Here is a 20,297-nt window from a genome sequence, read left to right as displayed (position 1 = left end):
GTTCGCCCGAGTCCACCACGGCGACCCGGCGCCGGGCCCGGCCCAGCACCAGCGCCGCCGCCCCGCCGCTCACATCTCGTCGAGCATGCTCCGGGCGTGGTCCAGCAGGACCGCGGCCCCCGGCTCCCCGCCGTCCGCCGTGCCACCGGCCGGACGCACTCCGTCCGCCGCGGATGCCTCGTCGGCCGGGCCCGCGGCGTTCACCGCGTGTTCCAGCTCCTCCACCAGCGCCGTCATCCGGGCCTTCGCCTCGTCCGTACGGCCCCGGTCGTGCTCCGTCCACGCGGCCCGGGCCAGGGCGTTGAACCGGTCCCGGCGCGCGGCCTCCCCGAACTCCGCGAAGAGAGCGGCCGCCCGGTCCAGCAGCCGGACATCCGGGTCGGGCACACCGGACCGGGCCCCGTCCGGGCCGTCCGGCCCCTCCGGGGATCCGGCCGCGGCGACCCGATCGTCCCCGCGTCCCGACCCGTCGTCCTCCGGCTCTTCGTGCTTCGGCCCGTCTCCCTCCGGGGCCTCCCCGGCCGGTCCGTCGTCGGCGTCCAGCAGCCGGGCGAGCTGGCAGCAGGTCTCCGCCCACTCGTACCGCAGCTCGGGGTCCTCGGCGTCCTGGACCAGCGCGAGCGCCTCGCCCATGAACCTCCGGGCCCGCTCGTGCTCCGCCGGGGGCGAGTCGCCCCGCAGCCGGAGCCAGGCCAGCGAGCGGAGCACCCGGACCTCGGGAACCCGGCAGTCGTCCGCACGGCGCCACAGCTCCAGCGCCCGCAGATAGGCCGCCTCCGCCTCCTCGGTCAGATCCGCGGCGGAGAGCGACTCCGCCGCCGAATTGGCCAGACTCGCCTGCGGCCGGGGGTCCTCCCACCCGGTGGTGCTCTCGGCGGCCAGCAGATACTGCTCCGCCGCCCCGCGCGGGTCCTCCAGCCGGTCGAGCAGCACGCCCAGCATCCGCCGGGCCCGGACGACCTCCCCGTCGTCGACGCCCCCGTACGTCGCCACCAGATCCGGCAGGGCCGAGTGCAGCACCTCGGCCGCCTCGGCGTCCCGGCCCGACCCGGCGTACGCCCGGGCCAGCAGCAGCCGTGCCCGGGCCCCGGGCCCCGCGGACAGCTCCGCCCGGTCGAACCAGTGGGCGGCGCCGAGTGCGAGCTCCGCCGCCTCGGCCCCGCCGTCCTCCCGCTCGATCAGGATCTCGGCCAGCGTCAGCCGTACGGAGCCCAGCGTGCCGGGTTCGACGACCTCGGCCGTACACGCGAGCGCCGCCCTGGCATCGGCCTCGGCCGCGACCGGGTCACCGGCCGCGGCGACGACCCTCGCCCGCAGGTCCAGCGGCTCCGCCGCCTCCCACGGGCGCCCGGCGGCGGTGAAGTGCTCCGCCGCCGACGCCAGCAGCGCCGCCGCCCGCTCCGGCTCCCCGGCCGACAGCAGCAGCTGCGCGAGAAACAGCTCCGCCTGGGCCAGCACATCCGTCGAGCCGCCCGCCACCGCGGCGACGGTCTCCCCGCCGGCCGCCGCGCCGCGCGCCGCGACGAACGCGCCGAGCTGCTCCATCAGCACCGGGTCGGCCCCCTCCGGGCCCTCCCCGGCCCCGGCCCCGGCTTCGTGCTGTTCGCGGTGGCGCAGCAGCGAGTCGAGCCGCAGCCCGGCCAGCTCCGCCAGGGCGATCCGCCGCCCGCGCTGCGGATCCGCCGGGTCCAGCCCGGCGGCCGACCGCACGGCCACCGCCAGTCTCTCCGTGATCTCCGCCGCCGGGGCTCCGGCGGCCGCGGCGCTTCCGGCGGCGGCCAGTTCCGTGTGCGCGGCCCGGTCCGGCTGCCCCGCCGCCCGATGGGCTCCGGCGGCGCGGGCGAAGTGCTCGGCGGCGTCCCCCGCGCCGTTCTCGTGCGCGGTCCAGGCCTCGGACTCCAGCAGATCGGCGGCGAGCGCGGGATCCGGCGCGGGCTCCGCACCGGCCCGGCGCGCGACCTCCGCCCAGAGGCCGCGGGACGAAGGGTGGCCACGGCGGCGGGCCGTACGGGCGCGCTCGACGAGGCCGGTGAAGGAGTCCGGCTCCCCGGTGCCGGAGACCGCAGCCGCGGCGGGGCGCTCCGGTGCCGAGGGGGCGGGCAGCGCGGCACTGCGGACCCCGAGCGGCAGGGTGTCGGCGAGCGGCTGCCGGGCCGTCCGCTCCCTGAACCGGTCCGACACCATCGAGGTGCCGTTGCGGGCGTCGAAGCGCGCCGCGATCGCGGCGGCGTCCGCGTACAGCAGGTCGTACAGCCCGGCCGCCGTCCGTACCGTGCCGTCGTAGGGCACGGTGGGCCGGTCGCCGTGGCCGGTGTCCTTCAGCCGGCGCAGCAGCACCAGGATGCCGCTGTTGAAGTCGAGCTGGGCCTCGACGTCGACGAGGGCGCCGAGATGCCCGGCGTGCTCGGCGAGTATCTCCAGTCCCCGGGACTCGTTGCCGGTGAGAGCGCAGAACTCGATGTGCTTGCCGACGGAGCGGAGCAGGCTCTCGTTGCCCCGGGCCATGCGGTAGCCGCGGAGGTGGTTGGCGCGGGCCTCAGCGGCGCGGCCGAGGCGGAGCAGCGGCAGCAGGGAGTGGGCGAGGACCCGGTGCGGCTCCTCCAGGCAGTACGAGTCGCCCGCCAGGACCGGCCCCCAGAGCCGTACCGCCTCCGCGTCGTCGCCCCGGACGGACCGGTAGCGCCCCTGTTCGTTCAGCTCGCAGGCGTGGCAGTCGCTCATGGAGTCGCGGTCGGCGGCCAGCCAGGCGGCGAAGGCCCGTTCCGCGCGCTCCTCGTCGCCGGTCGCCTCGGCGAGGATCTGCTCGGCCTGGCGCACCGCGCGCTCGCTGTGGCCCGCGAGCCGGTAGCGCCGCTCCATATCGGTGAGCCAGCGTTCCACGGCTTCCAGCGGGATCTCCGGGGAGTCGAGAATGCCGCTGGTCACCCACTTGAACCGCCAGAACAGACTGTGGACCTCGTACGAGCCGAAGGCGGCCGGATCCCGGTCGTACTCCTGGAGGAGCCGGGCGAACGGCACCACGATCCTGGTCCGCTCGGAGCTGTGCTCGTACGCGTCGATCAGCTCCTGGAGGGCCTGGCGGAACAGCGAATTGTCCCGGGACGCCTCGGCGGCCGAGCTGAGGGCCTCGGCGCGGGCGATCCGGGCGGGGCCGTAGGGGCTGTCGGCGTTCTCCCGGAGGCCGCGGCGGATCTCCTCGGTGGTCATCGTGCTCATCAGTGCTCTCCCTGGGAGGCGTCGCCGGCGGCGGAGTGGGTGGCCCATTCCAGAAGCCCGAGGAAGGCCCGGTTGAGCAGGGTGGAGTCGGCGGGCCGCAGGGGGCGCTGGGACATCAGCAGCGCCTGTCCGTAGAGCGATTCGACCGCGGTGGCGGTCAGCTCCGGGTCCGGGAGGGCGGCGATCCGGCGGATCAGCGGGTTGTTGTGGTTCAGCACCAGCCGGGCCCGGGGCGCCGAGCCGCGGAGGGAGCCGAGGATGTCGCCCCAGAGCGAATCGGCGTTCGCCTCGGCGGCGGACCGGTCGCGCTCGTGCCGCGCCTGCCGGTCGTCGAGGTAGAGCGCGGGCACGGTCACCGGCTGGAAGGCGCGGAGCGCCACATCGCAGCCCTGTGCGTCGAGCCGGGTGCGGGCGGTGGCGAGGAAGGAGGCCAGCGCCAGCTCCGCCTCGGTGGGCACCGGGTCGAGACGCTCGGTCACGGCACCGGCGTCGAGTTCGGTGACCTTCACGGCGGGGCGCACGGTGGGCAGCAGGGCGAGCAGATCCGCGTCGTACGTGTATCCGGCGTTGACCACGCCCAGGCCGTGGGCGGCCGCGATCGGGGCGATCTGGCGGAACTCCTCCACCGTCCGGGTGAAGTGGATCTCCCCGTGGGCCGCGGCGAACTCCTCCAGGCCGACCCGGCCGTCGCTGGTCTCGAACGGCAGCCAGGGCAGCATCAGCCCGAACAGCTCCGGATCATGCCGCGCCAGGGACTTCACCCCCAGGTGGTGCACGGCGAGAAAGGCGGCGAGCCGCTGCGGGTCGCCCGCGGCCAGCTCCGCCAGCCACCGGCGGACGGCGGACCCGAGGGCTTCGCGGACGGCGTCCAGCGTCTCGTCGTCGTAGAGGCTCTCCCGGGACGCGGTGGGGCGCAGCGAGTCGGTGTCGACCACGGCCCGGACGAAGAAGGCCCACTCCGGCAGCAGATTGTCCGCCCGGTCGGTGAGCAGCATGCCCTTCAGATAGGCGCGGTGGCCGCCCCGGTGCGCCGGGCTGGCCGGATCGGGCAGCACATGGGCGACCCCGCGGACCCCGGCGACCGGCAGGTCCAGGTCGATCGTGTCGAGCGGGGTGAAGCCGAACAGGGCGGCGCAGTGTCCGGCGAGCGCCTCGCGGCGGGCGGACGGAGTGGGGTAGTCGCGGTCCCAGACGGCGGGCCGGTCGGTCAGCGGGCGCTCCGCCCCGCTGCCGTCGGCGAAGACGATGTCGTACGGCAGCAGGGAGCCGAAGTCGCGCGCCAGCTCCTCCACCCGGGCCGGGGCCAGCCACTCCCCGGCGCCGGGGCGGGGCTCCAGGAAGACGGTGGTGCCGGGGGAGGGGCGGGCCTCGTCGGGCAGGGTGCGCACGGTGTACGAGCCGTCGTCGCGGGCCAGCCATTCCACCGGGGCGGCGCCGGGCGTACGCGCGGAGCGGGTGACGACACGGATCTCACGGGCCACGACGAAGCAGGCGAGCAGGCCGATGCCGAACTGGCCGAGGAACTCGCGGCGGGCGGACTCCAGCCCGTGCTCCCCGCCACGCTTGGAGCTGCGGCCGATGGTGGCGAGCAGGGTGTGCACCTCGTCCGCGGTCAGACCGATGCCGCTGTCCTCGACGGAGACCCGGCCGCCCTCGGCGGAGAGCCGGATCCGGTCCCGGCAGCCGGGCTCGGCGGCCCGCCGGGCGGTGACCGCGTCCACGGCGTTCTGCAGGAGCTCGCGGACGTAGACCCGGGGGCTCGAATACAGATGGTGGGAGAGCAGGTCCACCAGGCCGCGCAGATCTACCTGGAAACTGCTGGATCCGGGCGGGGTTTCCGCCGCTTCGGTCGTGGATGTCATACCGCTTCACCTCGCGTTGCCCCCGGCCGGCTCGGACGGGCCGTGAGCCGGGGTCTTGGGAACGGGCGATCGCGAGGTCCCCCCTCACAGATCACGAACGTGGCTTCAGAGTAGAGGGGGGCACCGACAATCCTCTCCGGATTTCCCGGGCCCCGGGCGGCCGCGGGACCCCGGGCGGGAGGTCCCGGAGCGGCTTCGCCGGTTCGGCGGCGCGCCGGGCGATGCGCTTGACACCAAAATCGAACATCCATTCTTATGGGGTGTCCGGAGCCCGGTTCCGCGGGGTGGTTGTCCACAGGCGGGACCGGCGTCGGGGCCCATTGTCAGTGGCAGGGGTTAGCGTCTTTGACGTGAAGCGATCGACACAAGCAAACCGGGTGGAACCCATGGCAGGAACCGACCGCGAGAAGGCGCTCGACGCCGCGCTCGCACAGATTGAACGCCAATTCGGCAAGGGCGCGGTGATGCGTCTGGGCGAGCGTCCCAACGAGCCCATCGAGGTCATTCCCACCGGGTCGACCGCGCTGGACGTCGCGCTCGGCGTGGGCGGCCTTCCGCGCGGCCGCGTGGTGGAGGTGTACGGCCCCGAGTCCTCCGGCAAGACGACTCTCACGCTGCACGCCGTGGCCAACGCCCAGAAGGCCGGCGGCGCCGTCGCCTTCGTGGACGCCGAGCACGCCCTCGACCCCGAGTACGCGAAGAAGCTGGGCGTCGACATCGACTCCCTGATCCTCTCCCAGCCGGACAACGGCGAGCAGGCCCTGGAAATCGTCGACATGCTGGTCCGCTCCGGCGCGCTCGACCTGATCGTCATCGACTCGGTGGCCGCCCTGGTGCCCAAGGCGGAGATCGAAGGCGAGATGGGCGACTCGCACGTGGGTCTCCAGGCCCGTCTGATGAGCCAGGCCCTGCGTAAGATCACCAGCGCGCTGAACCAGTCCAAGACCACCGCGATCTTCATCAACCAGCTGCGCGAGAAGATCGGCGTGATGTTCGGTTCGCCCGAGACCACGACCGGTGGCCGCGCCCTGAAGTTCTACGCGTCGGTCCGTCTCGACATCCGCCGGATCGAGACGCTGAAGGACGGCACGGACGCGGTGGGCAACCGCACCCGCGTCAAGGTCGTGAAGAACAAGGTCGCCCCGCCCTTCAAGCAGGCCGAGTTCGACATCCTCTACGGCCAGGGCATCAGCCGCGAGGGCGGCCTGATCGACATGGGCGTGGAGCACGGCTTCGTCCGCAAGGCCGGTGCCTGGTACACGTACGAGGGCGACCAGCTCGGCCAGGGCAAGGAGAACGCCCGGAACTTCCTCAAGGACAACCCCGATCTCGCCAATGAGATCGAGCGGAAGATCAAGGAGAAGCTGGGCGTGGGCGTCCGGGCGGACGCTCCGGCCGCCGAGCCCGGCACGGACGCGGCGAGCGCCGCCCCCGCCGGTGACGCGGCGAAGTCGGTGCCCGCCCCCGCCACCAAGGCCAAGCCGGCCAAGGCGGCGGCGGCCAAGAGCTGACCGTGACCCGGCGCACCGAATGGCCGGGCGACAGCGCCGACTCGTCGAGGGCCGGGAAGGCGCTGTCGCCCCAGGATCCGGCGGAGCGGGCGCGGGCGATCTGCCTGCGCCTGCTCACCGGGACCCCGCGCACCCGCAAGCAGTTGGCGGATGCGCTGCACCGCCGGGAGATCCCGCCGGAGGTGGCCGAGGAGGTGCTCTCCCGCTTCGAGGACGCCGGGCTGATCGACGATGCCGCTTTCGCCGGCGCCTGGGTGGAGTCCCGGCACCACGGCCGGGGACTCGCCCGCCGCGCACTCGCCCGCGAGCTGCGCACCAAGGGAGTGGACGCGGCCCTGATCGACGAGGCCGTGGGACGGCTCGACTCCGAGAGCGAGGAGGAGACCGCCCATGCCCTGGTCGTCCGCAAGCTGCGCGCCACCCGCGGTCTCGACCGCGACCGGAGGATCCGACGGCTCGCCGGAATGCTGGCCCGCAAGGGCTACGGCGAGGGCATGGCGCTGCGTGTGGTCCGCCGGGCACTGGCCGAGGAGGGGGAGTCCGAAGACGCCTTGGACGGCCTGGACCGCGGGGACCTTCCCTGACGCTGCCCGTCCGCATCGTGCCGGGCCCATGCGCTCCGGCACCGCATTCCGCTGCGGCGCCGCGCTCCACGGGGGAGACCGCGGCGCCGCAGGGCATACTCCCTCCGGCCGGTTCCCGGAGACTCCTGTCCTCCGGTTACTGCTCGCCGGCCGTGCTTCGGCGGCTGTTCTCCGCCGCCCGCCTTTCGCCGGTCACCGGTCGACGGGAAGCCCGGCTTCCCGCCAGGCCTGGAAGCCGCCGATCAGATCCGTCGCCCGGTACAGCCCGAGCTGCCGCAGCGAGGCCGCGGCCAGGGAGGACGCATAGCCCTCGTTGCAGACGACCACGACCCGCAGACCGTGGTGGCTCGCCTCCGGGAGACGGTGGCTGCCCTGCGGGTCGAGCCGCCACTCCAGCTCATTGCGTTCGACGACGACGGCCCCGGGGATCAGACCGTCGCGGTCGCGCAGCGCCGCGTACCGGGTGTCCACCAGCAGGGCGCCGGCCGCCGCCTCTTCGTACGCCTGCCGGGCGGTGACCCGGTCGAGCCCCTCCCTGACCTGTTCGAGCAGCACGTCGATACCGACGGGCGCGCCGGCCGGACCGCCGGCCGTGTCGCCGGTACTGTCGCCGATGGGGGGTTCATGATGGATGCTCACTGCCAGTCCTCCGGACGTTCGACCTGCTCCAGACGGAGTACCGCGCCGGTGCGGCTGAATCTGCGGATCAGCGGCAGCGGCGGGTAGTACGCATGTACGGAGACGGCGTGCACGGCGGCCGCGTTCAGTACCTCGTGCACATGGTGGCGGCCGAAGGGCCGGCCCTGGCCGGCGCTCAGCTTCCGCCCCCGGTCCACGTCCTCACGGAGTTCGAGGGTCTTCCAGCCGTCGGCGGGGAGCCGCACGGCCAGTGAGTGTTCGGTCAGCTCGCCGACCGCGGTGGCGAAGGCGCCGACCGACTCCGCGTGATCGTGCCAGCCGGTGCCCGTACCGGGCGGCCAGCCGATCAGCCAGGCCTCACTGCCGCCCGGACCGTCGAGCCGGACCCAGGTGCGGCCGTCGGGGTCGAGGGGGAGCGAGGCGATCAGTCCGGGGTCGGCGGCCGCACCGCGGACGAAGTCCAGCAGCTCGGCGGAGGTGGGGGCATGGGCCCGGGAAACAGTGGTGGCGGGAGCGGAGGGGGATGCGGGCAGGGGCTGGGACATGCGGAACCGTCCTGGAAAGTTCGCGAAATGCGCGCGCGGGGGTGCACAGGCCCGGAGGGCGCGCGAAAAAGGAAGGGAAGACGCGAGTCAGCAGGACGGTCGACACACGCAGCCCGCGTAGCGGAGGAGGTCCATATGGACCCTCCGCCACAGGCGTACATCGGTGCCGGTCACGAAACGGAGTACACCACGGTGCCCCCGTGGGGTCAATTGACGTCCGCGGTGCGGTCGCTGGAGGTGTCGGACGGGCTGCCGCCGCGGACCGCGTCCGCCGCCTCGTACAGCGCCTCCGGGTGTACCCCCGAGAACGCCGCGACGAGCTGGCCGTCCGGCCGGATCAGCAGCACGGTGTGCGCCGGCGCTCCCGGGTAGTCCTCCGTGACCAGCAGTTCGGCCGGGACGGGCAGCGCCCGGACGGCGGCCGCCAGCCGGGGCATCACGCCCGCGCTCTGCCAGTGGCGCCGGTCCCAGACCGCCGTGCCCGGGGCGACGAGCACGGCGAGGAGCTGCCCCCGTCCCAGCCGGTCCCGGAGCCGGGCCGTGGTGCCGTCGGGCGCGGTGATCCGTACGTCCTCCGCCGGAGCACCCGGCTCCGTACCGACCGGGACATGCGCCGGGGAGGGCCCGGGGGTGAGCGGCGAATCCGTGTGGACGGGAGGCGAGCCGAGGGGGCCCCGGCCCAGATGGGCATCGGTGAGCAGCCCGTCGAGCCGGGCCGCGCCGGGTAGTCTGGCCCGCAGGGCGCTTCCGCTGCGCAGCGACGGCAGGACCTGGTCGGCGGCGCGCAGCCGGGCGGCGACGGCGCTCCGGCGCTCTGCCTGGTAGCTGTCCAGCAGCGCCTCCGAACCGCCGTGCCGGTGGGCGTGGGCCAGTTTCCAGGCCAGGTTCTGGGCGTCCCGCAGCCCCTCGTCCAGCCCCTGGGTGCCGAGCGCCCCCAGCAGATGGGCCGCGTCGCCCGCCAGGAACGCCCGGTCCACCCGCCAGCGCCGGGCCAGCCGGTGGTGGACGGTGTAGACGCCGGTGTCCAGGAGGTCGTACGGCGGGGTGGCGCCGCCGCACCAGGCCGCGAGGGTGTCGCGCACCCTCGCCACCAGCGTGTCGGGGGTGACCAGATCGCTTCCCGAGGGCAGCAGCCAGTCCAGCCGCCAGACGTCGTCGGGCAGCGGCCGGGCGGCGATCTCGTCCCCGGCGCCGCGCCAGGCCGGCTGACGGTGCAGCAGGGCCTCGTCCGGCCAGGGGAGTTCGGTGCGCAGGGTGGCGACGGCGTGCCGTTCCACCGCCGTACGCCCCGGGAACCGGATGCCGAGCAGTTTGCGGACGGTCGACCGGGCGCCGTCGCAGCCCACCACATGGCTGCCCCGCCACCAGGTGGCGTCCGGGCCGCGGGTGTGCACGGTGACCGTGTCGCCGTCCTGCTCCAGCGCGTCCACCCGGCTCTCGGCGACCAGCTGCACCAGCGGCTGGGCGGCGACGGCGTCCCGCAGCCCGCGGGCGAGGGCGTGCTGCGGAATGTGCAGCGGCGACGGAGGGCCGTCGCCGCCCAGCGGCAGCCGTCGTACCTCCTGCTTGCGGCGCATCGCGCGCCAGTGGGTCCAGCGGGCTCCCTCGTCACGGACGGTGGCGCAGCTCAGCCGTGCCACCGCGGCCGCGGTGTCGGGGCGCAGTACGACGGTCCTGGCGTGGCGCGGCTCCTCGGCGCCCGTGCTCTCGTCGAGGACGACGGAGGGCACGCCCTGCTGCCCGAGGGCGAGCGCGAGCGCGAGTCCGACCGGTCCGGCGCCGACGACGATCACCGGGTCCACGGGGCGACTCCTCGGGCTCTGAGGGGCGTGAGGGCTGTTGGTGACGTAGGGGAAGGTGAGGTGGAGCCCCGGTGCGCGATCACAGAACGTATGCAACCCACTGGGGGTGCCTGCGTCAAGTGACGGGGGAGCGGCACGGCGGGCACTGATCCATCGGGGGTGCGCGAGGGCCGCCGGGAGGGGGCGGAACGGGGTGACCGGGTGGTGCCGGAGCGGGGCGGCGGTACGGGGTGACCGGGTGATGCCGGAGCGGGGCGGCGGTACGGGCGGGACGGTTCGCTCCGGGGGCTGTGCTTCGGGGGCCGGGCATACGGAAGGGGCGGCGGTGCCGTGATGGCACCGCCGCCCCTTCCGTCCGGGCTCCGGCCCGGCGCCGTACTCCTTGCAACTCTCAGGTGCCGGCCCCGCCGTCGCCGTCGCCGCCGGACAGCGTGCCGGTGTTGGCCCCGCCTTCGACCGCGATGTGGTCGACCACCGCGCCCGTGCTCTTCTTCCCCTTCCGGATCCGCTTCTCCAGCCAGCTCGCGAAGCTGGTGAGGGCGAAGTTCAGCAGGATGAAGATGAGCGAGATGACGGTGAGGGCGGCGATCGTGTTGGCGCCGTAGTTCGCCGTGATCGCCCGGTTCTGGTAGAGCAGCTCGGTGAAGCCGAGGAGGGCGCCGCCGAGCGCGGTGTCTTTCACGATGACGACCAGCTGGCTGACCAGCGCCGGCAGCATCGCGGTGACGGCCTGCGGCAGCAGGACGTACACCATCGACTGGCCCTTGCGCATACCGATCGCCTGGGCGGCGTCGGTCTGGCCCCGGGGCAGGGAGAGGATGCCCGCCCGGACGATCTCCGCGATGACCGAGGCGTTGTAGAGCACCAGGCCGGTGACGACCGCGTACAGCGGCCGGATGTCCGATTCGAGGTCGGAGAACTCGACGAACGCCTGGAAGGCGAAGACCATCAGCAGCAGTACCGGGATGGCCCGGAAGAACTCGACCACCGCGCCGACCGGGACCCGGACCCAGGCGTGGTCGGAGAGCCTGCCGATGCCCAGGGCGGCGCCCAGCGGCAGGGCGATGATCAGGGCGATGGACGCGGCCTTGACCGTCTCCCACAGGCCGGGGAGGAGGAAGGTCGTCCAGACCTTGGAGTCCTTGACGAACGGGCTCCACTTCTCCGCGGCGAGCTGGTCCTTGTCCGCCATGGTGGACAGCACCCACCACAGCACCAGACCGAGCGCCACCAGGAACCCGGCGGTGTAGGCGATGTTCCGGGCCTTCGCCTTGGGGCCCGGCTCGTCGTACAGAACGGAACTCATCGCTTCACCGCCACTCGCTTGGCCACCCAGCCCAGCAGCAGACCGGTCGGCAGGGTCAGAACGATGAACCCGAAGGCGAAGACGCCGAAGACGGCGAAGAGCGCGTCGGACTCGTTCTCGACCATCGTCTTCATCAGGGCCGAGGCCTCCGCCACACCGATCGCCGAGGCCACCGTGGTGTTCTTGGTGAGGGCGATCAGTACGTTGGTGAGCGGGGTGACGGCCGAGCGGAACGCCTGGGGGAGCACGACCAGGGTCAGTACCTGGAAGAAGCTCAGGCCCAAGGCCCGGGCAGCCTCCGCCTGGCCGACGGGGACCGTGTTGATGCCGGAGCGCAGCGCCTCGCAGACGAAGGTGCCCGTATAGGCGGTCAGTCCGAGGACCGCCATCCGGAAGCCGATGTCCTCGAAGCTCTCACCACCGAGCGTGACGCCCATGGTGGAGGCGAGGCCCAGCGAACAGGCGACGACCACCACGGTCAGCGGGGTGTTGCGGACGACGTTGACGTAGCCGGTGCCGAAGGCCCGCATCATGGGGACGGGGCCGACCCGCATACCGGCCAGCAGCGTTCCCCAGATCAGGGAACCAATTGCCGAGTAGACGGTGAGTTTGACCGTCACCCAGAACGCGTCGAGCAGGTCGTACTGCCCGGAATCGAGGAAATCGAACACGTTGACCCGCGATCTCTCCTGGTGGTTACGTGGCACGCGCCGCCGGCCGGGAGGGCCGGCGGCGCGTCACCGCTGGCCTCAGCTCGCGTCGATCGCCGGCGCGGGCTCGCTCTTGTAGCCGGACGGGCCGAAGTTGGCCTCGACGAACTTGTCCCAGGAGCCGTCGGACTTCATCTTCTCCAGGGCCTTGTTGATCTTGGCCTTGAGGTCGCTGTCGCCCTTCTTGATGCCGATGCCGTACTTCTCGTCGCTCAGCTTCAGACCGGCCAGCTTGAACTTGCCCTCGTGCTCCTTCTGCGAGGCATAGCCCGCCAGAATCGCGTCGTCCGTGGTCAGCGCGTCGACCGACTTGTTCTCCAGGCCGGTCAGGCACTCGGAGTAGCCGCCCAGGGGCTGGAGGTCGGCCTTGGGGGCGATCTTGTCCTTGACGTTCTGGGCGGACGTCGAGCCGGTGACGGAACAGAGCTTCTTGCTGTTGAGGTCGGTGCCCGCGGCGATACCGGTCTCGTCCTTGCGGATCAGCAGGTCCTGGTGGGCCAGGAAGTACGGGCCGGCGAAGTCGACCTTCTCCTTGCGCTTGTCCGTGATCGAGTAGCTGGCGGCGATGAACTTGACGTCACCGTTGGCCAGCATGGTCTCGCGCTGGGCGCTCGGGCTCTGCTTCCACTCGATGTTCTTGGCCTCGAAGCCCAGCTCCTTGGCCACGTAGGTCGCGACATCCACGTCGAAACCGGTGTACTTGCCGTCCTGCGTCTTCAGACCGATGCCCGGCTGGTCGAACTTGATGCCGATGGTGATCTTGTCGCCGCCGCTGCCCGAGTCCCCGTCGCCGCCGCATGCGGTCGCTGCCAGGGAGAGGGTGAGAACGGTCGCGACGGCCGCGGATACCTTGCGGAGCTTCATGTGAACATCCCTTGCGTCGTGGGTCGCCGTTGGGTGAATCCGGTCAACCGGCCGCCGGACGGGCGCGCGGGGAGCGCGGTCCGTGCGGGTGCGGTGCGGACCGGCCGGGCTCTCGGCCCGGCCGGAAGTGCCGCCGGTGAGGCGGCCGGTGTGTTCAGGGGGGTGACGTGACCACCGGTGTCAGTGGTGCAGGATCTTCGACAGGAAGTCCTTGGCGCGGTCGCTGCGCGGGTTGCTGAAGAACTCGTCGGGCGTGGCCTCTTCGACGATCCGGCCGTCGGCCATGAACACGACCCGGTTGGCCGCCGAGCGGGCGAAGCCCATCTCGTGGGTCACGACCACCATGGTCATCCCGTCCCGGGCGAGCTGCTGCATCACTTCCAGCACCTCGTTGATCATCTCCGGGTCGAGGGCCGAAGTCGGCTCGTCGAACAGGATGACCTTGGGGTCCATCGCCAGGGCCCGGGCGATCGCGACCCGCTGCTGCTGTCCGCCGGACAGCTGGGCCGGGTACTTGTCGCTCTGCGAGCCGACACCGACCCGGTCGAGCAGCTCCCGGGCCCGCCGCTCCGCCTCGCCCTTGTCCTTCTTGCGGACCTTGATCTGGCCCAGCATGACGTTCTCCAGGACCGTCTTGTGGGCGAAGAGATTGAACGACTGGAACACCATGCCGACGTCGGAGCGGAGCCGTGCCAGCTCCTTGCCCTCCGACGGCAGCGGCTTGCCGTCGATCGTGATCGCCCCGGAGTCGATGCTCTCCAGCCGGTTGATCGTGCGGCACAGCGTCGACTTGCCGGAACCCGACGGCCCGATGACGACGACGACCTCGCCCCGGGCGATACTCAGGTCGATGTCCTGGAGCACGTGCAGCGCACCGAAGTGCTTGTTCACATTGCTCAGTACGACCAGGTCCTCGGCGGCGGGAACCGCATCCCCGTCGACCTTGGACATAGACACTCCGCTCATCGGCCCACAGCTCCCGTCCTCCTCGGTTGGGAGGACAGTAGTGACGCGGTGCTACCAGCGTCATTACATCTGAGCGGAAATTGAGGATAACGATCCGGCCTCTTCCGGATACGATGAGTGAGGAAGGCGACCGGCGGCGTACCGGGTGGATAACGGAAACCGTCGGTCGGCCGGATGCCCCTTGACTCTCCGTACGGGAATCGGCCTTTATGCCGGGGTACACCTTGCCGTGCGCCGGGTAGGGACCGTCACCGGGGAGCGCGAAAACACATCGAGGGACCGGCGGCCGCGGGGGAGACCACCGCGGAGCGCGCGGTCCCGCCGACCGGGAAGGGGGGCCGTTGAGACTGCTGCTCGTCGAGGACGACAACCATGTCGCCGCGGCTCTTTCGGCCATTCTCGCCCGGCACGGCTTCGACGTGGTGCACGCCCGCAACGGCGAAGAGGCCCTGCGCGCGGTGCTGCCCGCGACCCATCCCGGCAAACCGCCCTTCGGCGTGGTGCTGCTCGATCTCGGCCTGCCCGACCAGGACGGCTATCAGGTCTGCGGAAAGCTGCGGAAGATCACCACCACCCCGGTGATCATGGTGACCGCCCGTGCGGATGTCCGCTCCCGGATCCACGGCCTCAACCTGGGCGCCGACGACTATGTCGTCAAGCCGTACGACACCGGTGAACTGCTGGCCCGCATCCATGCCGTGGCCCGGCGCAGCGCCGCCGGCGAAGAGGGCTCCGCCCCCGGCGCGACCGCGGCGGACGACGCCCTGCGGCTCGGCGGGGTCACCGTGGAACTGCCCACCCGGCGGGTCCGGGTGGACGGCGAGACCGTCCAGCTCACCCGCAAGGAGTTCGACCTGCTGGCGCTGCTCGCCCAGCGCCCCGGAGTCGTCTTCCGCCGGGAACAGATCATCAGCGAGGTCTGGCACACCAGTTGGGAGGGGACCGGCCGGACGCTGGAGGTGCATGTGGCGTCCCTGCGTTCCAAGCTGAGGATGCCCGCTCTGATCGAGACCGTCCGCGGGGTCGGCTACCGCCTTGTGACTCCGGGCGACTGACGGGACCGTGCGCACTCGTCTGCTGCCGCTGCTCATCGTCCTTATGGCGGGGGTTCTGCTGGCTCTCGGTTTCCCCCTCGCCGTCAGCGTCGCCTCGGCCCGGCAGCAGGAGGTGGTGGTCGACCGGATCGACGACACCGTGCGGTTCGCCGCCCTGGCGCAGTTCGTCTCGGCCAGCGAGGGCGTCGAGGACGAGCGCCTCTCCATGCTCCAGGACCAGCTGAACCGCTACTACTCGACCTACGGCATCCATGTCGGCGTCTTCCGCCGGGACGGCAGTTCCCATCTGGCGCGGGCCCCGCAGGACTGGGGTGTCCCGCGGGAGGGAGAGGGCCAGCAGGCGTTCCGGGAGGCCCTGACCGGGCGCCGCTCCCAGGATCCGCCGCAGGTGTGGCCCTGGGACCGCGACGGACGGCTGATCGTCGCCTCGCCGGTGGTCCGGGACGGGGACGTCGTCGCCGTCGTCCTCACCGACTCGCCCACCGACCATCTGCGCTCCCGGGTACTCCGCGGCTGGCTGCTGATCGTGGCCGGGGAGAGCGCGGCGATGCTGCTCGCCGTCGGCGCCGCGTTCCGGCTGACGGGGTGGGTGCTGCGTCCCGTGCGGGTGCTGGACGCGGCCACCCACGACATCGCCACCGGCCGGCTCAACTCCCGGGTGGCGGCGGCCGGCGGCCCACCCGAACTCCGCCGGCTGGCGCGCTCGTTCAACGAGATGGCCGACAACGTCGAGGGCGTGCTCGAACAGCAGCGGGCGTTCGTCGCCGACGCCTCCCACCAACTGCGCAATCCGCTGGCGGCCCTGCTGCTGCGGATCGAGCTGCTGGCCCTGGAGCTGCCCGAGGGCAACGAGGAGATCGCCTCCGTCCGTACCGAGGGCCGCCGTCTCGCCCAGGTCCTCGACGATCTGCTCGACCTGGCGCTCGCCGAGCACACCTCCGCCGTCCTGGAGCTCACCGACATCGGCGCGCTGGCCGCCGAACGCGTCGCCTCCTGGCGCCCCGTCGCCGAGGAGAAGGGCGTACGGCTGACGGGCGCCGGGGGCGCCGTTACGGCCTGGGTGGACCCCATCGCCCTGTCGAGCGCGCTGGACGCGGTGATCGACAACGCGGTGAAGTTCACCCCGCCCGGCGAGGCCGTGACCGTGACCGTGGCCTCCCAGGGCGACACCTCCACCCTGGTGATCACCGACGGCGGCCCGGGGCTCACCGAGGACGAGCTGGCCCGGGTCGGCGACCGCTTCTGGCGGAGCAACCGCCACCAGAACATCAAGGGCTCCGGCCTGGGACTCTCCATCTCCCGCGCCCTTCTCTCCGCGGGCGGCGGCCGGATCTCCTACGGTCACCACGAGCCCGGGGGCCTGAAAGTCACGCTCACCGTCCCCCGCACCCCGCCCGCCGCTACGGCTTGACCGACCGGTAGTAGCGCCTGGCCCCCTCGTGCAGCGGCAGCGGATCGGTGTAGATGGCGGTCCTGAGATCCACGAGCTGCGCCGGGTGCACCGTGTTGCCTATGCGATCGCGGCTTTTGATCACCGTTCTGGTGAAGCCCTCCACCAGCGCCGGGTCGATCCGGTCCGTGGTGACCAGCAGATTCGCCACGGCCATCGAGTCGACCGGCACCCCGCTCTGGGTGAGCGGATACAGATCGGGCGGCATGACCGCCAGCCGGTAGTAGCTCGTCGGATTGCCGGTGCCGTGCACCTTCTCGACCAGGTCCCGGCCGAGCGGCACCAGACGTATCCGGAAGCGCTCGGAGAGCGACTCCACCGCGGTCGTGGGGAGCCCGCCGGACCAGAAGAAGGCGTCGATGGTGCGGTTCGCCAGCAGTTGGGGGACGGTGTCGATGCCGTTCGGCGCGGCCGTGACGTCCTGAGCGGGATCCAGCCCCGCCGCGGCCAGCAGCCGCTCGGCTATCAGCCGGACCCCCGAGCCCGGCTGCCCCACCCCCACCTTCAGCCCCCGCAGATCGGCGACCTTGCGCACCGGGGACCCGGCGGGCACCACCAGCTGCACATAGTCGTCGTAGAGCCGGGCGCAGCCGCGCAGCCGGTCCGCCCCCGGCTTGCCGTCCTGCCGGTACTTGGCGACGGCGTCGGCGGTGGCGATGGTGAAGTCGGCCTCGCCCGACGCCACCCGGGCCAGGTTCTCCTGCGAGCCCTCGCTCGTCCGCAGCGCTATGTCCACCTCCGGCAGGTCTCTGGCGAGGGCCGTCTGCAGCAGCGCCCCGTACCGCTGGTAGACGCCGCTCTGCACACCGGTGCTGAAGGTGACCGAGCCGCGGGGCCCCGGCTCACCGAGCGGCAGCAGCCACCAGAGCATCAGCCCGAGCGCCGCGAGGACGGCGGCGGACACGGTCAGCACGCGCCGACGGCCGGCGCGGAGCAGGTGGGTGAACATGCTTGCGATCCTGTCAGGTCACTCACCGTGATGGCCAGGGTTCCGGCGAGGAGTCGCCAGAGACGGAATCCGACCCTCCTGCGGTGGCCGCCCCCGCCCCGGCTCCGGATCCCCGCCCCGGCCGCCCTCGCCCTCGCCCTTGGCCGACGGCCGCCCCGGCCTCCCGGAACCCCCTCCCCGTCCCCGTGGCTGCCCCCGCGGCGCCTTTCCCGCCGATCCTCCCGCCCCGCACCCACCCCGCGCCCACGTCCGCGTCCGCCACCGCGCCCGGTTCCCGCCCGGTTCCCGTCCGGTCTTCGCCCGGCTTCCGGCCGGGGGCACGCCGGACAGCGCCTACTCTTGTTGCATGAGCAGCAGGGACCGGAGCGGCGCAGTGGACGCCACACGTACATATGAGGTTCGCACCTACGGGTGCCAGATGAACGTCCACGACTCGGAGCGCCTCTCGGGTCTGCTGGAGGACGCGGGATACGTCCGGGCCCCCGAGGGCTCCGACGGCGACGCCGACGTCGTCGTCTTCAACACCTGTGCGGTCCGCGAGAACGCCGACAACAAGCTCTACGGCAACCTCGGCCGCCTCGCCCCCCGGAAGACCACCCGGCCCGGCATGCAGATCGCCGTCGGCGGCTGCCTCGCGCAGAAGGACCGCGACACCATCGTCCGGCGCGCCCCGTGGGTCGACGTGGTCTTCGGCACGCACAACATCGGCAAGCTGCCGGTCCTGTTGGAGCGCGCCCGCGTGCAGGAAGAGGCGCAGGTCGAAATCGCGGAGTCGCTGGAGGCGTTCCCCTCGACCCTGCCGACCCGGCGGGAGTCCGCCTATGCGGCCTGGGTCTCCATCTCCGTCGGCTGCAACAACACCTGCACCTTCTGTATCGTCCCCGCGCTGCGCGGCAAGGAGAAGGACCGCAGGCCCGGCGATATCCTCGCGGAGATCGAGGCCCTGGTCGCCGAGGGCGTCTCCGAGATCACCCTGCTCGGCCAGAACGTCAACGCCTACGGCTCCGACATCGGCGACCGCGAGGCGTTCAGCAAGCTGCTGCGCGCCTGCGGGAACATCGAGGGCCTCGAACGCGTCCGGTTCACGTCCCCGCACCCGCGCGACTTCACCGACGACGTCATCGCCGCCATGGCCGAGACGCCGAACGTGATGCCGCAGCTCCATATGCCGCTCCAGTCCGGCTCGGACTCGGTCCTGCGGGCGATGCGCCGCTCGTACCGGCAGGAGCGTTTCCTCGGGATCATCGAGAAGGTGCGCGCCGCCATCCCGCACGCCGCCATCTCCACCGACATCATCGTCGGCTTCCCCGGGGAGACGGAGGAGGACTTCGAGCAGACCCTGCACACGGTCCGCGAGGCCCGCTTCGCCAACGCGTTCACCTTCCAGTACTCCAAGCGCCCCGGCACCCCCGCGGCCACCATGGACGGCCAGATCCCCAAGGAGGTCGTCCAGGCGCGCTACGAGCGGCTCGTCGAGCTCCAGGAGGCGATCTCCTGGGAGGAGAACAAGAAGCAGGTCGGCCGGGTCCTGGAGGTGATGGTCGCCGAGGGCGAGGGCCGCAAGGACGGCGCCACCCGCCGTCTCTCGGGCCGTGCCCCCGACAACCGTCTGGTCCACTTCAGCCAGCCCGACGAGGACGTCCGCCCGGGCGACGTGGTCACGGTCGAGATCACCTACGCCGCCCCGCACCACCTCCTCGCCGAGGGCCCCGTCTCCGCCGTCCGGCGCACCCGGGCCGGCGACGCCTGGCAGAAGCGGAACGAGGCGGGGGCCGCGAAGCCCGCCGGTGTCATGCTGGGGCTGCCGTCGATCGGCGCCCCCGCGCCCCTGCCCGTGGCCTCGACCCCTGCCTGCGGAGCCGTCTGAGCCCGGCGCGCCCCGGGGAGGTCTCCCCGGGGCCGGATCCGCCGGGGCGCCGTCCCGGGCCGGATCCGGAACGGACCTGCCGGTAGGCGGTGACGGAGCGCCCGGGGAGCCCGGCCGAAGCACGCACTAGGCTGCCGATCATGCTTGTCGCCGCCGCCGTGTGCCCCTGCCCGCCCCTGCTCGTTCCCGAGGTGGCCGCCGGAGCCGCCGCCGAACTGGACGCCGTACGCTCCGCGTGCCTCGACGCCGTCGCGGCCCTGGCCGCCGCCGGGCCCGAGCTGCTCGTGGTGGTGGGCACCGCGGCGGGGCAGGAGCCCGGCCGGTATCCGTCCGGGTCCACCGGCGGTTTCCGGGGCTTCGGCGTCGACACCGAAGTACGGCTCGGCCCCGGCGAGCCCGGCGGACGGCCGCTGCCGTACCCCCTCGCCGTCGGCGCCTGGCTCCTCGAACAGGCCGGATGGGCGAGCAGCCCCGTCGCGGGGCTCGCCGTCGGTGAACGGCTCGCGCCGGAGGAGTGCGCCGCCACGGGCCGGGAGACGGCCGCCCGGGCCGCCCGGGTCGCCCTGCTGGTCATGGGCGACGGCAGCGCCTGCCGGACCCTGAAGGCACCCGGCTATCTGGACGAGCGCGCCGCCCTCTTCGACCGGGCCGCGGCCCGCGCCCTCGGCGACGCCGACGTCACCGCCCTGGCGGCGCTCGACGCGAACCTCGCGTACGAACTCAAGGCCGCGGGGCGGGCCCCCTGGCAGGTCCTGGCCGGGGCGGCGGAAGGCGCCCGGCCCACGGGCAGACTGCTGGCCGAGGAAGCTCCGTACGGAGTCGGATACCTGGTCGCCTCCTGGACCTGACGCGCCGCCCCGGCGGCCGGGTCGACGGTCCGGCCACGCCCGCGCGCTCCCTCATACCCCGCTGCCTCCCCCTCGCCGGTCCTCCAGTCTCCCAGCCGCCCCCGGCCGCCGACAGGTCCGTGC

Annotated in this window: 17 protein-coding genes; 6 read left to right on the top strand and 11 right to left on the bottom strand. The window is 72.8% G+C overall.

The annotated features are described in order from the left end of the window. Positions 1–69: 69 nt before the first annotated feature. Both ACWDR0_RS30835 and ACWDR0_RS30830 read right to left on the bottom strand, forming a co-directional pair. A complete protein-coding gene (locus ACWDR0_RS30835; protein ID WP_456355104.1) occupies positions 70–3,216 on the bottom strand; it encodes a tetratricopeptide repeat protein in 3,147 nt (1,048 codons plus the stop codon). After that, positions 3,216–5,078: an HSP90 family protein gene (locus ACWDR0_RS30830; RefSeq protein ID WP_456355103.1), complete on the bottom strand. Its 1,863-nt coding sequence runs from the start codon at positions 5,076–5,078 to the stop codon at positions 3,216–3,218. Before ACWDR0_RS30830 ends, ACWDR0_RS30835 begins: the two co-directional genes overlap by 1 nt. A gap of 386 nt (positions 5,079–5,464) precedes the next feature. Here ACWDR0_RS30830 and recA point away from each other — a divergent pair, with 386 nt between their 5' ends. Both recA and recX read left to right on the top strand, forming a co-directional pair. Then, on the top strand, positions 5,465–6,589 hold the full coding sequence (recA, locus tag ACWDR0_RS30825) for a recombinase RecA (protein WP_456355102.1): 1,125 nt from the start codon (positions 5,465–5,467) through the stop codon (positions 6,587–6,589). 2 nt (positions 6,590–6,591) lie between these two features. Beyond that, positions 6,592–7,173, top strand: a complete 582-nt coding sequence (recX, locus tag ACWDR0_RS30820; protein ID WP_456355101.1) for a recombination regulator RecX — start codon at positions 6,592–6,594, stop codon at positions 7,171–7,173. A gap of 192 nt (positions 7,174–7,365) precedes the next feature. On the opposite strand, the gene ACWDR0_RS30815 is transcribed toward recX, so the two are convergent. The 8 genes from ACWDR0_RS30815 to ACWDR0_RS30780 all read right to left on the bottom strand — a co-directional run bounded on the left by ACWDR0_RS30815 (position 7,366) and on the right by ACWDR0_RS30780 (position 13,990). Further along, positions 7,366–7,788, bottom strand: a complete 423-nt coding sequence (locus ACWDR0_RS30815) for a rhodanese-like domain-containing protein (protein ID WP_456355106.1) — start codon at positions 7,786–7,788, stop codon at positions 7,366–7,368. Positions 7,789–7,808: 20 nt separating this feature from the next. Then, on the bottom strand, positions 7,809–8,357 hold the full coding sequence (locus tag ACWDR0_RS30810) for a cysteine dioxygenase (RefSeq protein ID WP_456355100.1): 549 nt from the start codon (positions 8,355–8,357) through the stop codon (positions 7,809–7,811). An 87-nt stretch (positions 8,358–8,444) separates the two neighbouring features. Then, positions 8,445–8,531, bottom strand: coding sequence for a putative leader peptide (locus ACWDR0_RS30805; protein ID WP_338116662.1), 87 nt, complete (start codon positions 8,529–8,531; stop codon positions 8,445–8,447). 32 nt (positions 8,532–8,563) lie between these two features. Beyond that, a complete protein-coding gene (locus tag ACWDR0_RS30800; RefSeq protein ID WP_456355099.1) occupies positions 8,564–10,159 on the bottom strand; it encodes an FAD-dependent monooxygenase in 1,596 nt (531 codons plus the stop codon). Positions 10,160–10,550: 391 nt separating this feature from the next. Further along, positions 10,551–11,465, bottom strand: coding sequence for an amino acid ABC transporter permease (locus ACWDR0_RS30795; RefSeq protein ID WP_456355098.1), 915 nt, complete (start codon positions 11,463–11,465; stop codon positions 10,551–10,553). Beyond that, on the bottom strand, positions 11,462–12,136 hold the full coding sequence (locus ACWDR0_RS30790) for an amino acid ABC transporter permease (protein WP_456355097.1): 675 nt from the start codon (positions 12,134–12,136) through the stop codon (positions 11,462–11,464). Before ACWDR0_RS30790 ends, ACWDR0_RS30795 begins: the two co-directional genes overlap by 4 nt. 78 nt (positions 12,137–12,214) lie before the next feature. Then, positions 12,215–13,039 carry a glutamate ABC transporter substrate-binding protein gene (locus ACWDR0_RS30785; RefSeq protein ID WP_456355096.1) on the bottom strand — a complete coding sequence of 275 codons (825 nt, stop codon included), beginning with the start codon at positions 13,037–13,039 and terminating at the stop codon, positions 12,215–12,217. 180 nt (positions 13,040–13,219) lie between these two features. Beyond that, entirely contained in the window at positions 13,220–13,990 is a 771-nt protein-coding gene (locus ACWDR0_RS30780; RefSeq protein ID WP_456355105.1) for an amino acid ABC transporter ATP-binding protein, read from the bottom strand. 356 nt (positions 13,991–14,346) lie between these two features. On the opposite strand from ACWDR0_RS30780, the gene ACWDR0_RS30775 reads away from it, so the two are divergent. Together ACWDR0_RS30775 and ACWDR0_RS30770 are read left to right on the top strand one after the other, a co-directional pair. Next, a complete protein-coding gene (locus tag ACWDR0_RS30775; protein WP_456355095.1) occupies positions 14,347–15,060 on the top strand; it encodes a response regulator transcription factor in 714 nt (237 codons plus the stop codon). Between the two features lie 7 nt (positions 15,061–15,067). Further along, positions 15,068–16,471, top strand: coding sequence for a sensor histidine kinase (locus tag ACWDR0_RS30770; protein WP_456355094.1), 1,404 nt, complete (start codon positions 15,068–15,070; stop codon positions 16,469–16,471). On the opposite strand, the gene ACWDR0_RS30765 is transcribed toward ACWDR0_RS30770, so the two are convergent. Next, positions 16,461–17,459, bottom strand: coding sequence for a TAXI family TRAP transporter solute-binding subunit (locus ACWDR0_RS30765; RefSeq protein WP_456355093.1), 999 nt, complete (start codon positions 17,457–17,459; stop codon positions 16,461–16,463). The genes ACWDR0_RS30770 and ACWDR0_RS30765 overlap by 11 nt on opposite strands. A gap of 346 nt (positions 17,460–17,805) precedes the next feature. Here ACWDR0_RS30765 and miaB point away from each other — a divergent pair, with 346 nt between their 5' ends. Together miaB and ACWDR0_RS30755 are read left to right on the top strand one after the other, a co-directional pair. Continuing rightward, positions 17,806–19,326 (top strand): tRNA (N6-isopentenyl adenosine(37)-C2)-methylthiotransferase MiaB, encoded by a 1,521-nt coding sequence (gene miaB / locus ACWDR0_RS30760; RefSeq protein ID WP_456355092.1) that lies wholly within the window; start codon positions 17,806–17,808, stop codon positions 19,324–19,326. Positions 19,327–19,466: 140 nt separating this feature from the next. Beyond that, positions 19,467–20,174 (top strand): class III extradiol dioxygenase subunit B-like domain-containing protein, encoded by a 708-nt coding sequence (locus ACWDR0_RS30755; protein WP_456355091.1) that lies wholly within the window; start codon positions 19,467–19,469, stop codon positions 20,172–20,174. The last annotated feature ends 123 nt before the right edge of the window (positions 20,175–20,297 follow it).

The organism is Streptomyces sp. NPDC003691 (assembly GCF_053981115.1).
This window is presented reverse-complemented; position numbering and strand designations above follow the sequence as displayed.

Bases quoted from the DNA above. Each gene is read 5' to 3' on its own strand.
- ACWDR0_RS30835 (WP_456355104.1), bottom strand. From the start codon at position 3,216: ATGAGCACGATGACCACCGAGGAGATCCGCCGCGGCCTCCGGGAGAAC.
- ACWDR0_RS30830 (WP_456355103.1), bottom strand. From the start codon at position 5,078: ATGACATCCACGACCGAAGCGGCGGAAACCCCGCCCGGATCCAGCAGT.
- recA (WP_456355102.1), top strand. From the start codon at position 5,465: ATGGCAGGAACCGACCGCGAGAAGGCGCTCGACGCCGCGCTCGCACAG.
- ACWDR0_RS30810 (WP_456355100.1), bottom strand. From the start codon at position 8,357: ATGTCCCAGCCCCTGCCCGCATCCCCCTCCGCTCCCGCCACCACTGTT.
- ACWDR0_RS30795 (WP_456355098.1), bottom strand. From the start codon at position 11,465: ATGAGTTCCGTTCTGTACGACGAGCCGGGCCCCAAGGCGAAGGCCCGG.
- ACWDR0_RS30785 (WP_456355096.1), bottom strand. From the start codon at position 13,039: ATGAAGCTCCGCAAGGTATCCGCGGCCGTCGCGACCGTTCTCACCCTC.
- ACWDR0_RS30780 (WP_456355105.1), bottom strand. From the start codon at position 13,990: ATGTCCAAGGTCGACGGGGATGCGGTTCCCGCCGCCGAGGACCTGGTC.
- ACWDR0_RS30765 (WP_456355093.1), bottom strand. From the start codon at position 17,459: ATGTTCACCCACCTGCTCCGCGCCGGCCGTCGGCGCGTGCTGACCGTG.
- miaB (WP_456355092.1), top strand. From the start codon at position 17,806: ATGAGCAGCAGGGACCGGAGCGGCGCAGTGGACGCCACACGTACATAT.
- ACWDR0_RS30755 (WP_456355091.1), top strand. From the start codon at position 19,467: ATGCTTGTCGCCGCCGCCGTGTGCCCCTGCCCGCCCCTGCTCGTTCCC.